The sequence below is a fragment of the Hymenobacter psychrophilus genome, from assembly GCF_900107135.1.
Lineage (GTDB): Bacteria > Bacteroidota > Bacteroidia > Cytophagales > Hymenobacteraceae > Hymenobacter > Hymenobacter psychrophilus.
In genome coordinates, this window is sequence record NZ_FNOV01000001.1 from 544,736 (window position 1) to 556,393 (window position 11,658).

The following is an 11,658-nucleotide window of genomic DNA, read 5'->3' on the forward strand; positions in this document are numbered from 1 at the left end:
GCGCTGCGCCCGTTTATTCCAGCTCCTGGCCTCTACATTCCAGCTTCTACCAAAATGACCACTGATGTAACCCACGTTCTTATCGCCTACTGGGAGCGGTTTTTGTTTGTGCTGCCCAAGCTGCTGATTGCTCTGGTGCTGCTGGCGGTGGGCCTGTTCGTTGCCGGCCGGCTCAGCACCCTGCTCAGCCACCGCCTGCACCGCCGTTCCGCCGACCCACTGCTGGCCGATTTCCTCACCCAGATAAGCAAGTGGGCGCTGGCCCTGATTGCCTTTTTGATAGCCCTCAACGTGCTGGGGTTTACGGGCGTGGTGGGCAGTTTGCTGGGCGCGGCGGGCGTGTCGGCTTTTATTGTGGGCTTTGCCTTCAAGGATATTGCCGAGAACTTCCTGGCCGGCGTTATTCTGGCCTTCAACCGGCCGTTTCATATTGATGATACAGTGCAGGTAAACGACCTCGTGGGCCATGTAGTGGCCCTCAACCTGCGCACCACGCTTATGCGCACCTTCGATGGCAAGCACATATTTGTGCCCAACTCCATGGTGCTCAAGCAGCCGCTCACCAACTACACCCGCGACGGCGACCTGCGCTCCGACTTCCTGCTGACCGTGGAACTGGGCGCCGACGGCACGCCCGACGATGCCAGCCGCATCATCATCAGCTACCTGCAAACCGTGCTTGAGGTGCAGACCGACGCCAAATCGCCCTACGTGAACCTGGAAAAGGCCGCCGCCACTACCGTCGACCTGCGGGTGTACTTCTGGGGCGACTCGGAGGACTACCGCCGGGGCGTACTGCAGCTCAAAAGCCGCCTGATGCAGGAGGTGAAGCAGGAACTTGTCGGGGCCGGTTTCAGCGTGCCGGCGCTGGCGGGATAACTTACTGCGGCCCGAATACGCGAACCGAGCGCGCTTTTCGTTAGGTTGCAGGTTCCTGCCCGCCGGGCCGTTCCGCGGCCCTCGCTGCCTATGCCCCAGAACTCCATTCATCGGCTGTTGCTGCCGCTCCTGCTCTGGCGGGTGCGCCACATCGGCGACCGGGCCTACCTGATTCTGGTCAGCATCCTGATTGGCTTGCTGGCGGGGCTAGCGGCGGTGGTGCTCAAAACGCTGGTGCACGATTCGCAAGGCCTGCTCAATGCCTGGGTGCCCAGCCAGTACCAGGTGTTCAGCAGCTCTCTCTATCCCATCATCGGCATTGCCCTCACGGTACTATTCACGCGTTATTTCCTGGGCGGCGACCTGGGCCGGGGTATCGGGCCGGTGATTTACAATGTGGCCCGTCAGGGCAGCATCGTGCCGCGCAGCAAGCTGTATTCGCAGCTGGTATCGTCGTTTCTGACGGTTACGTTTGGGGGCTCGGCGGGCCTGGAGGCGCCCATTTCGGTTACCGGCGCGGCCATTGGCTCCAATGCCAGCCGGGTGTTGCGCATCGGGCGGCGGCAGCGGCGGCTGCTCACGGGCTGCGGGGCGGCCGCGGGTATTGCGGCCATCTTCAACTCGCCCATCGCGGGGGTGCTGTTCGCCGTCGAAGTCCTGCTTTCCGAGCTGTCGGCAGCTTATTTCGTGCCTTTGCTCATTTCCTCGGCCACGGCTACGGTCGTATCGAAGGCGCTGTACGCGGGCCAGCCCTTCGTGCTCATCACCACCGGCTGGCCCGTCGATGCCGTGCCGCTGTACCTGATGCTGGCCTTGTTTACGGCTTTACTGTCGGTTTACATGATTCGGGTGTACTTCTGGGCCGACCGGCAGTTCAGCTACTTTCCCGGCGTTTTCTGGAAGGTAGTGCTGGGCGGTTTGGCCCTGGGCAGCCTGGTTTTCCTGTTCCCGCCGCTTTATGGCGAAGGCTACAACATCGTACAGCTACTGCTGGGCGGCCACTCCGAGCAGCTCGTCAACGGCTCGCTCTTCGATGTTTTCAGCGACCAAAGTGCCTGGCTGGTGCTGCTGGTAGCGGCGGGCAGTATGCTGCTGAAAGTGGTGGCCACTACCATCACCATCGGCTCGGGCGGCAACGGCGGCATGTTCGGCTCGTCGCTGTTTGCCGGGGCGCTGTGCGGCTTCATCTTCGCCCGCCTCATCAATTTGAGTGGCCTGTACCCGATTTCGGAAGTCCACTTTATTGTGCTGGGCATGGCTGGCACGCTGGCCGGGGTGGTGCACGCCCCGCTCACGGCCATCTTCCTGATTGCCGAAATAACCGGCGGCTACGCCTTGTTTGTGCCCCTGATGGTGGTTACGTCGGGCTCTTACCTCATTACGCGCTACTTCGAGCCTTACTCCGTGTACACCCGTAAGCTGGTGCAGAAGGGCGTGTACGTCAACCACGACCGTGACCGGAGCTTGCTGGCCTTGCTCGACGTAACCAGCCTGCTGGAAACCGATTTCCAGCCCGTATGCCCCGACGATACGCTGGGCGAGCTGGTGCACACCTTCCGCCACGCCTCGCGCAACCTGTTTCCGGTGGTTGATGATACCACCGGCCGGCTGCTGGGCGTAGTCAGCCTCGATGCCGTGCGCCACGCCCTCTTCGACGACGCCCACTACACTACCACCCGCGTGCGCGACCTGATGGATGAGCCCCTGGCCATTGTCCGTCCCGACGACACGCTGCTCGATACCCTGCGCTGCATGGAGCAACTCGACGCCTGGGCCCTGCCCGTGCTCGACGCCAACGACCGTTACCTGGGCTTCCTGCTGAAATCCACCATCCTGGCCAACTACCGTCGCCAGCTGCTCAAAGACAGCGGGGATTAGGGTTTTTGAGCTGTTAGCCATTGGCTGTTAGCTGTTAGCGCTGTTCTGGTTACCAGTCCTTTTTTAGGTCGCCGCGGCTGGTTTTTCTGATAAAAAGCCAGCCGCTTAGCATGTGGTAGCGTTTCGACGGTGCATCCAAGGCGCCGTGGTCGTACCTTGCAGCTTTCCTGTGTCGGCTGCTTAGCTTATACCCGGTTGCTTTAAGCACGAAAGCTAACAGCCAGCAGCTAACGGCTAATAGCTCCAAAGAATTGATTTACCTGTTTACCGACGGCTCCTCGCGGGGCAACCCCGGGCCGGGCGGCTACGGCGCCCTGTTGCGCTTTGGCGCCCACGAAAAGGAACTTACCGAGGGCTTCCGCCTGACCACTAACAACCGCATGGAGCTGCTGGCCGTGATTGTGGGCCTCGAAAGCGTCAACCGCCCCGAACTACCCATTACGGTGGTCACCGATTCGCGTTACGTGGTAGATTCGGTGGAGAAAAAGTGGGTGTTCGGCTGGGCGGCCAAGGCCGACTTCGGCAAGAAGGCCAACGAGGATTTATGGCGCCGCTTCATCAAAATATATAAGCAGCGCACGGTGCAGTTCCGCTGGGTGCGCGGCCACAACGGCCACCCCGAAAACGAGCGGTGCGACCAGCTGGCCGTGCGCAGCGCCACCCGCGGCCCCCTGCTGATTGACGCCGGCTACGAAGCGCTGGGGTAGTGATTAGTGATTAGTGAGGAGAACGTCATTCTGAGCGTAGCCGAAGAATTTCGCGTGCCAGAGCAACCCTGCTATCCGAAGCTCCCATTGCACGCGAGATGCTTCGCGCTGCTCGGCATGACGTTCTTTTCATTCCTGGCAACCGGCAACTCATCACCGGCAACTCATCACCGGCAACAGAGAAAAATGGCCAACTCCTACTTTCAGTTCAAGCAGTTCCGCATCGAGCAGGGGGCGTGCGCCATGAAGGTGTGCACCGATGCCTGCGTGCTGGGCGCCGTGGCGGCCGTAACAGGCGCGGCGCGGATACTGGACATCGGTACCGGCACCGGCCTGCTGGCCCTGATGGCGGCCCAGCGCAACCCCACAGCCACCATCGAAGCCGTGGAGCTGGACGCGGCGGCGGCAACCCAGGCGGCGGCCAACTTCGGGGCCAGCCCCTGGGCCGCCCGGCTGCGGCTGCACGCGCTGCCGCTGGCGCAGCTGGCCGCAGCCCACCCGCAGCCCTTCGACCACATCATCTGTAACCCGCCCTTTTTCCGCCATGCCCTCCGCTCGCCCGACGCCCGGCGCACCAGCGCCCGCCACGCCGCCGACGACACGCTGAGCTTCGCCGAGCTGGCCCGCTTCGCCACCAACTTCCTGACGCCCGCCGGCCGCCTCAGTGTGTTGTTGCCCCCACCCGAGATGCACGAATTTGAGCGCGAGGCCGCCACCGCGGGCCTGTTCCCGGCAACCCGGCTGGTGCTGCGCCACCGCGCTACCAGCAAACCACTACGCCACATCGTGGAGTTCGGCCGGCGGTCTGGCGTGCCCGAAGAGCAGGAGCTACCCCTGCACGAGCCGGATTCGGAAGCATACACCGCCTGGTTTCAGGCGCGGCTGGGGCCATTTTATCTGGCCTTGTAGCTCGGTTGGCGTACCGTTGGCGGCCAAGATGATACGGGTTTACTTAACTCAGCGGGAGCAGCGTGGCCAGCGCCGCCAGCTTCTGCTGATGAAGCTGGCCGAGCAGGTCGGTGGGCAGGCGCGCGAAGTCAGCAGCGGGGTAATGGCGCAGTACCCGGCCCTCGGCGAGCACCGTAATTTCGTCGCATACCTCCGTGAGCGAGCCCAACAGATGCGAAGTCAGCAGGATGCCGGTGCCCTGCTGCCGCAAGCGGCGCAGCACTTCCATCAGCAGCAGGTTGGCGCTCAGGTCGAGGCCGTTAAAGGGTTCGTCGAGGATGAGGTAGCGGAAATTCTGCACCAGCAGTGCCAATAGGGCCAGCTTTTTCTTCATACCGGCCGAGTAGTCTTCGGCATATTGGTCGAGCGGCAGCTCCAGCAGCTCGTTCCAGCCCGTAAGGCTCGGTACCGGCCGGCCGCGGGCCTGCAGGCAGAATTCCACGTACTCGCGGCCGGTAATGCGCGGGTAGAAATAGGGTTCGTAGGGCAGCAGGCCGGTACTCGCGCGAATACCCCGGCCGCCGGTTTCGCGCACGATGCCGCGGTAGTCGGCATGCAGGCCGTAGAGGCAGTGCAGCAGCGTGGTTTTACCCGCCCCGTTGGCCCCTACCAGCCCATGCAGCGTGCCCGGCCGCACCGCCAAATCAACATGGTGCAAAACGATGTGCGGGCCAAAATTCTTGCCCAGGCCTTCAATCAGTAGCATACTCCGGTTGTCTGGTTGTTGCAGCTGTTGCAGCTGTTGCAGCTGTTGCAGCTGTTGCAGCTGTTGCAGCTGTTGCAGCTGTTGCAGCTGTTGCAGCTGTTTAGAAAGTAATCAGCTTCGTTGGCAGGTGCTTATTGCACAGCCTAACCACTGGCAATTAAATACGGATACCTGAATTCATTCCCTTCGGTACTGTTCCAACCGGCTACGGCTTTTCAGCAGCAGACCCAGAAAGCAAGCCAGCAGTAGCGCCAGATAGGCCGGGTTGCTGCCCAGCACCGACAGGCCCACCACCACGGCCCCGGCCTGGGTAAGGCGACCCAGCGTAGCGTGCGGGTAGAAGGCGTATTTGGCCAGCACAACCATCGTCAGGACCATGGTGCACCAGCCCAGCACCAGTGCCGTGCCACCGGCCCCGGCTGGCCCCAGGGCCAGCACCGCCGCCAGCGGAGCCACCGTAAGGCCAAAATACAGCAGTGCCCACCCCACCCGCTGCCGTAGCCACGCGCCCGGCGTGCGCAAGGCCGGCAGCAGCCAGCTCCAGGGCTCGGCCGGACCGTAGGTTTCCAGCATGAGCAGCAGCCAAACCAGTATAGCCAGCGCCGGGCCAGTGCTGTTGGCGCGGGTAGCAGCGGCCGCCGCCAGCAGCGCCAGCCACACCAGCCCCAAGGCGGGCCAACGCCCCACGCTCACCCACTCGAAAGCCACGCTCCGAAACCACATTGGCCGCCGCACTCGGCTGGCCGGTGCAGCCGCAGCTGGCACCAGCGCCACCGCCGCCGCGCCGGCCACCGTCAGCAGGGCGGGCCCAACACGGCCCCAGCCCAGCAGCGCCAGCGCCACCGGCAGGCTACCCAAGGCATATTCCACGGCCAGCCAACCCCGGAAATCGGGCGCGGCCAGGTGCAGAAATGCTAAATCGGCGCGGCGGCGGTGCAGGCTGCGCGTAAAAAGTGCCACCGCCAATGGTACGGCCCAGGCTAACTGGGGGTGCGTAGCAGCCGTGAACAGCGCCCGAGCCACTGCCAGTAGCAGCAACGCCCCCAGCACCAGTAGCCGCCACCAGCCTAACTCGCCCAACTGCCGGCCCAGCAGCCGGGCCCGCAGACGCAGGTAATGTAGCATCGGGAATTGAGTTGTCGGAACAACAACGTTTTTGGGCTGGGAGCTTATTGTGACGCGGCCAGTACGCCCTGCTCCTCCTCCACGAAGACGATGCCGTAATCCGCGGCCAGCTCATCCAGAATGGGTTCGTAGAGGTCGGGGTGCGTTGGGATGACGACGCCCCGCTGCCGAAGCTGCCCGGTGGCCAGCCGGCGCACGGCCATACCCAGCGGCAGGCCCACGGTTTTAGCCATGGCCGTGTGGGTGGCATCATCGCCCAGCACGACCACCGACGAGTTGCGGCCGTGACGGTGCCCGTCGAGTTCGAACTCGAACTGGTGCTGCATCACAATCATGTCGCGGTCGGTGGGTGCCAGGGCCCATTTTGCGGTGAGCAGCTTTTCGAGTAGCTGGGCCGGCGTAGCATCGGCCTGGCCCACCGGCACAGCGTCAAACAGCCCCAGCCAGCTAAGCTGCTGCATTTCCACCGACTCGGGAGCCAGGCCCAGGTGGGCCGCAACGCGGGCAGGCAGCGGCTGGTTGGCGGTAGCCGGCAGCGGCAGGTAGGCAGCCACCAGCTCGGCCCAGGTCAGGTCGGCGGGGTTGCCCAGTTGCACGGCATCGTCGGTGAGACCCAGGCGCACCAGCTGCTGCCAGGCAGCGCAGTAGCCCGGCCGGCGCAGGGTGCCGCGCAGCATGGTGCGCACGTGTTCCAGGGCGTAGGGGGCGCGGTAGCTGAGCGAGTCGCGGTTGGCATACCCCTCAAACTCACCAAAACCGGGCACGGCCACAGTTTCGAGGCGCGCAAACAGTTGCTGGTACGGAATGAAGCGCAGCCGGCCGGCTTCCAGGTACTTGGCCGTGCCCTGGCCCGCCAGCACCACGTTGCGCGGGTTCCAGGTGAACTTGTAGCGCCAAAGGTTGCCGGCCTCGGCTTCGGGCGCCAGTAGCCCGCCGCAGTACGATTTGAACGAGGTTACCCGTCCGCCCTGCTGCCGGATATCGGCCAGCACGCGCATGGCCGACATATGGTCGAGGCCGGGGTCGAGGCCGCACTCCATGAGCAGCGTTGCGCCCGCCGCCTCGGCCGCCGGCCCCAGCGCCCGGATGTCGTCGCTCACGTAGCTGGCCGTGGCCAGGTGGCGCCCGTGCCGCACGCAGGCCCGCGCCACCGGCGCATGAAACAGGGCCGGCAGCATCGACACGACCACCTCGGCTTCGGCCACCAACTCATCCAGGCGGCTTTCGTTGTGCACATCAAATGGCACGGCGCGGGCGTAGGCGGCGTGGGCGGCCAGCACCGGCGCCAGGTGGGCCGGCTGCACATCGGCCACGGTGAGCTGCCAGCCTTCCAGCGGGGCATAGCGCAACAGGTATTGAATGAGCGAGGAAGCCGAACGGCCGGCTCCGAGCAGCAGAATACGCGACATAAGCGGGTGAGTTGGGGAGTGGGTGGGGCGGCAAGATAGGGAATTGGGGCAGGAGTGAGTTGGTAAACACTCACCGTACCATGCATCCGTCATTCTCGCAAAAAACCGTACATTCGTCGCCCCTTTTCACTTTCCCGGGGCCGCTTGCGGTACCCGTTCCTTCGCCCCGCATGGCCCACACCCTCAACCTGACCATCACGGCCGACGTGCTGGCATCCGAAGCCGATTTGACGCCCGCCGAAGCCGCCACCTGGCAGGCCGCGCAGGCCGCCACCGCAACGTCTTACGCCCCCTACTCCCACTTCCAGGTAGGCGCGGCCCTGCTGCTCGACGACGGCACCGTGTTCGGAGGGTCTAACCAGGAAAATGCAGCCTATCCTTCGGGCCTGTGTGCCGAGCGTACAACGCTGTTCGGATTGGCCGTTTCCCAGCCCGAGCGACGCATTGTGGGTATGGCCGTGGCCGCCCGCCCCGCCGGGGGCGAGTTTGGTCCCGCCAACCCCTGCGGGGCCTGCCGCCAGGTTATGGCCGAATACGAGCAGCGCCAGCAGCAGTCTATTCCGCTGCTGCTGCCTGGCCCCGATGGCAGCATTTACCGCTTCCGTTCGCTCTCCGACCTGCTGCCCTTCGGCTTCAACGCCGACGATCTGCCGAAAGCGAAATAGGGCGCTGGTGAGTTGACGTTTTCGGGCCCTGTGCTGGCGGCCAAGGCGCTGATAACATTATTTGCACCACTACGGCCAACGGCTCCGTAAGTCCGGACGAACGTAAACGCACCATTTCACCACCTCACTTCATGGAACACCAGCTTACGGTTGCGCGCACGGCCCGCTATCAGCAGTTGGGCGAGCTATCGACGGCTACGCGGCGGGTATGGTTCGTGGCGCATGGCTACGGGCAGTTGGCCGCTTACTTCGTACGGCACTTCGCCCATCTGGTAGCCGCCGACCCGCACCTGGTTGTTGTCGCGCCCGAGGGCCTGTCGCGGTTCTACCTCAACGGCACCGGCGGCCGCGTGGGCGCAACCTGGATGACCAAAGAAAACCGGCTGGCCGAAATAGACGACTATGTGGCCTACCTCAACCAGGTGGCTGCCAACGTTCTGCCGCAGGCCGCGCCCCAGGTGGCCGTCACGGTACTGGGCTTCTCGCAGGGCGCGGCCACCGTCAGCCGCTGGCTGACCCGAGCCAATTTTCGGCCGGCACGGCTCATCCTCTGGGCCGGCGCCTTCCCACCCGACATGGACTTTTCGGTGGCTACCCTCCTGCTGCGCCAACTAACCGTAACACTCGTCTGCGGCACCGAAGATGAGTTTATCAAGGACGAGGACCTACTAAAGCAGCAGACATTTCTGCGCCGGCTGGGCGTAGAAGCCGACTTGGTTCGGTTCGCCGGCACGCATACCCTGGAGCGGGAAACGCTGACTGCCCTGGCAATCTAGAACGGTCATTCCGACCAAGGAGGAGCCCGGGCTAAGCCGTCGAACAGAATATGTTCAATAGCTTACCCCGGCCTCCTCTTTGGTCGGAATGACCGTTCTACTCCTTGCGGATGACGGTGGCCGCGCCCTGAGCGGCGGGTAGAATCAGGACTTCGGCGATGTTGACGTGGGCCGGGCGCGTAACCATAAAGGCCAGCAGATCGGCTACATCTTCGGCGCGCAGGGCCTCGTAGCCCTGATATACGCCGGCGGCGCGCTGGGTGTCCCCTTTGAAGCGGACCTCCGAAAATTCGGTTTCCACTGCGCCCGGGTTCACCTCGGCTACCCGGATGTGGTGGGGTAGCAAATCGAGGCGCATGCCTTTGGTAAGAGCCGCCACGGCCGCTTTGGATGCGCAGTACACGTTGCCGTTGGCGTAAGTTTCGTGGCCCGCAATAGACCCGATATTGATGATGTGGCCGCTGTTGCGGCGCGTCATGGCCGGCAGTATGGCCCGGCTCACGTAGAGCAGGCCCTTCACGTTGCCATCGAGCATGGCGTCCCAGTCGGCAGGGTCGCCCTGCTGAATGGGGCCCAGGCCGTGGGCGTTGCCGGCGTTGTTAATGAGCACGTCCACATCGGCGAATTCGGCCGGCAGACTGGCTACGGCCGCGTCTACGGCGGCCCGGTCGCGCACATCGAAGGTGAGCAAATGCGTGGGCACATCGGCCAACTCGCGGGCCAGCTCCTCCAGCCGCTCGCGCCGCCGGCCCGTCAGTACCAGCTTAAAGCCTGCCTTCCCCAGCGCTACCGCTGCTGCCCGCCCGATACCCGACGAAGCGCCGGTAATAAATGCCGTTTTCATTCTGAGAGAAGTTAAAGGTTGGAAGGCAGGAGTTGAAAGCGGCAGGAAGAGGGAGGAGGAATATTCATTGAGCAGCACCCATTACCGGCAGTCTTCCCAACAATACTCCTTCTGGCTCCTCAAAAATTTACCGCCCCGACCAGATATTGAGGTACAGCGTGACGGTGTTGCTTTTCATGCTCTGCAGACTGCGGCTGTACACGTCGTTGCCGGGCACGTAGAGGTTTTTCAAGCCGTTGGAAAAGCGTAGTTCGGGCGAGAACTTGAAGAACGGGTAGAACAGGTCGAGGCCCACGCCGTACTCGATGGCAAAGTCCGAGTCTGCCGCCCGCAACAGGTTTACATCTGGGTCCTTGCGACGCCCACCAATATTGAGGCTCGGCTTCACACCGGCAATCAGGTACACCCGCATGTTGCGCCGCCGCTCCGATTTAAGCTTGAACAGCAGCGGAAAATCAACCTGCGTACTACCAATTTCCTGGTTCTCAATCTCCTTGGGGTCGTTGGGATAGGCCTCTGTATTCTGCGTATACCCCTGGCTTTTGAACTCGATCCGGCGGGTCAGGAAGCTCACGCCGGGCGCAAAGTTCAGGGCCCCATAGCGGCCCAGGCGCAAATCGCCCAGAAAGCCCACCGAAAAGCCCGGGCTGATTATCGAGTTGGCCGACACCTCCTGATCCGGATAAAGATCGGACTGCTCGACTAAGTAGCGCGAGAAGTTGGGGGCTATATACAGGCCCAGGTGCAGCGCCCGGTCGTCGTAGCCCACCAAATTATCCGTCGTTACCGACTTCACCTGACCGTTGCGGCCGATGCTGGCGCGGCTACGGCTGGTTTTCTGGGCGGCGGCGCCCAGCGGCAGGGCCAGCACGGCGGCGGCCAGCAGGGTGTGCCGCATTATTTTTGCGCCGTGTAGATGGAGCTTATGCCGAACGTGAGGGGTTGCCATGCGGGAGAGTTGAAGCCGATTTTGCGCAGAATCGCCAGAAATTCCGGACCGTCCGGGAAGGCCTGCACCGATTCGGGCAGGTAGGTGTAGGCGGCGCGGTCTTTGGAAATTAGCTTGCCGAAAACCGGCAGAATGTTCTTGAAGTAGAAATTGTAGGCCTGTTTCATGGGGAAGGCCGTGGGTTTGGAAAACTCCAGTACCACCAGCTTTCCACCCGGCCGCAGTACCCGGTACATTTCGGCCAGTCCTCGTTCGAGGTGAGCAAAGTTGCGCACTCCAAACGAGGCCGTTACGGCATCGAACGAGTCGTCTTCAAACGGCAGGCTTTCCGAGTCGCCCAGCTCCAGCTGGATGCGGTGGCCCAGCCCCTTGGCGGCCAGCTTGCGCCGGCCCACTTCCAGCATGCCTTCCGAAATATCGATGCCTGTTACCTGGGCTTCGGGCGCAGCAGCGCGCAACGTTTCGATGGCGAAATCGGCCGTGCCGGTGGCAATATCGAGGATGCGGGCCGGGCGTAGCTGCCGCAATTCATCGACAGCCTTACGGCGCCAGTAAATATCAGTACCCGCACTCAGAAAGTGGTTCAGGAAGTCGTATTTGCCGGCAATGCTGTTGAACATCTGGGCAACCTGCGACTTTTTGTCGGCGGCGTCATCTTTGTAAGGAACTACGGACATGGCTCGTGGAGCAAGAAACGGCGTAAGGGCGGGCAAAATTGCCTCATTACAACGGGTTTCGCCCTATTAAGTTAAAAAAAGGCGGGCCAAGCATA

At 63.0% G+C, this 11,658-nt stretch carries 12 protein-coding genes; 6 read left to right on the plus strand and 6 right to left on the minus strand.

Annotation, left to right across the window (positions count from 1 at the left end; translation table 11 throughout):
• Positions 1-54 precede the first annotated feature (54 nt).
• From BLW21_RS02240 to BLW21_RS02255, 4 genes are all read left to right on the plus strand, one after another.
• A complete protein-coding gene (locus BLW21_RS02240; RefSeq protein WP_092737432.1) occupies positions 55-879 on the plus strand; it encodes a mechanosensitive ion channel family protein in 825 nt (274 codons plus the stop codon).
• A gap of 90 nt (positions 880-969) precedes the next feature.
• Positions 970-2,757 (plus strand): chloride channel protein, encoded by a 1,788-nt coding sequence (locus tag BLW21_RS02245; protein WP_139255054.1) that lies wholly within the window; start codon positions 970-972, stop codon positions 2,755-2,757.
• A 251-nt stretch (positions 2,758-3,008) separates the two neighbouring features.
• Positions 3,009-3,464, plus strand: a complete 456-nt coding sequence (gene rnhA, locus BLW21_RS02250) for a ribonuclease HI (RefSeq protein ID WP_092737436.1) — start codon at positions 3,009-3,011, stop codon at positions 3,462-3,464.
• A 186-nt stretch (positions 3,465-3,650) separates the two neighbouring features.
• Positions 3,651-4,373, plus strand: a complete 723-nt coding sequence (locus BLW21_RS02255; protein WP_092737438.1) for a tRNA1(Val) (adenine(37)-N6)-methyltransferase — start codon at positions 3,651-3,653, stop codon at positions 4,371-4,373.
• Positions 4,374-4,416: 43 nt separating this feature from the next.
• Here the strand turns inward: BLW21_RS02255 and BLW21_RS02260 are convergent, their stop codons facing one another.
• From BLW21_RS02260 to BLW21_RS02270, 3 genes are all read right to left on the minus strand, one after another.
• Entirely contained in the window at positions 4,417-5,118 is a 702-nt protein-coding gene (locus BLW21_RS02260; protein WP_092737441.1) for an ATP-binding cassette domain-containing protein, read from the minus strand.
• A gap of 177 nt (positions 5,119-5,295) precedes the next feature.
• Positions 5,296-6,243, minus strand: coding sequence for a hypothetical protein (locus tag BLW21_RS02265; protein WP_092737443.1), 948 nt, complete (start codon positions 6,241-6,243; stop codon positions 5,296-5,298).
• 44 nt (positions 6,244-6,287) lie between these two features.
• Positions 6,288-7,652: a saccharopine dehydrogenase family protein gene (locus BLW21_RS02270; RefSeq protein ID WP_092737445.1), complete on the minus strand. Its 1,365-nt coding sequence runs from the start codon at positions 7,650-7,652 to the stop codon at positions 6,288-6,290.
• 170 nt (positions 7,653-7,822) lie between these two features.
• Here BLW21_RS02270 and cdd point away from each other — a divergent pair, with 170 nt between their 5' ends.
• Positions 7,823-8,317: a cytidine deaminase gene (gene cdd / locus BLW21_RS02275; protein WP_092737447.1), complete on the plus strand. Its 495-nt coding sequence runs from the start codon at positions 7,823-7,825 to the stop codon at positions 8,315-8,317.
• Positions 8,318-8,448: 131 nt separating this feature from the next.
• The gene (locus BLW21_RS02280) at positions 8,449-9,093 is read left to right on the plus strand and encodes an alpha/beta hydrolase (RefSeq protein ID WP_092737449.1); all 645 of its coding nucleotides are present in this window, start codon (positions 8,449-8,451) and stop codon (positions 9,091-9,093) included.
• A gap of 97 nt (positions 9,094-9,190) precedes the next feature.
• Here the strand turns inward: BLW21_RS02280 and BLW21_RS02285 are convergent, their stop codons facing one another.
• From BLW21_RS02285 to ubiE, 3 genes are all read right to left on the minus strand, one after another.
• The gene (locus tag BLW21_RS02285) at positions 9,191-9,937 is read right to left on the minus strand and encodes an SDR family NAD(P)-dependent oxidoreductase (RefSeq protein ID WP_092737451.1); all 747 of its coding nucleotides are present in this window, start codon (positions 9,935-9,937) and stop codon (positions 9,191-9,193) included.
• Positions 9,938-10,064: 127 nt separating this feature from the next.
• Positions 10,065-10,835: a type IX secretion/gliding motility protein PorT/SprT gene (gene porT, locus BLW21_RS02290; RefSeq protein WP_175470824.1), complete on the minus strand. Its 771-nt coding sequence runs from the start codon at positions 10,833-10,835 to the stop codon at positions 10,065-10,067.
• On the minus strand, positions 10,835-11,563 hold the full coding sequence (gene ubiE, locus BLW21_RS02295; protein WP_092737455.1) for a bifunctional demethylmenaquinone methyltransferase/2-methoxy-6-polyprenyl-1,4-benzoquinol methylase UbiE: 729 nt from the start codon (positions 11,561-11,563) through the stop codon (positions 10,835-10,837). The genes porT and ubiE overlap by 1 nt, the downstream gene beginning before the upstream one ends.
• Between the last annotated feature and the right edge of the window lie 95 nt (positions 11,564-11,658).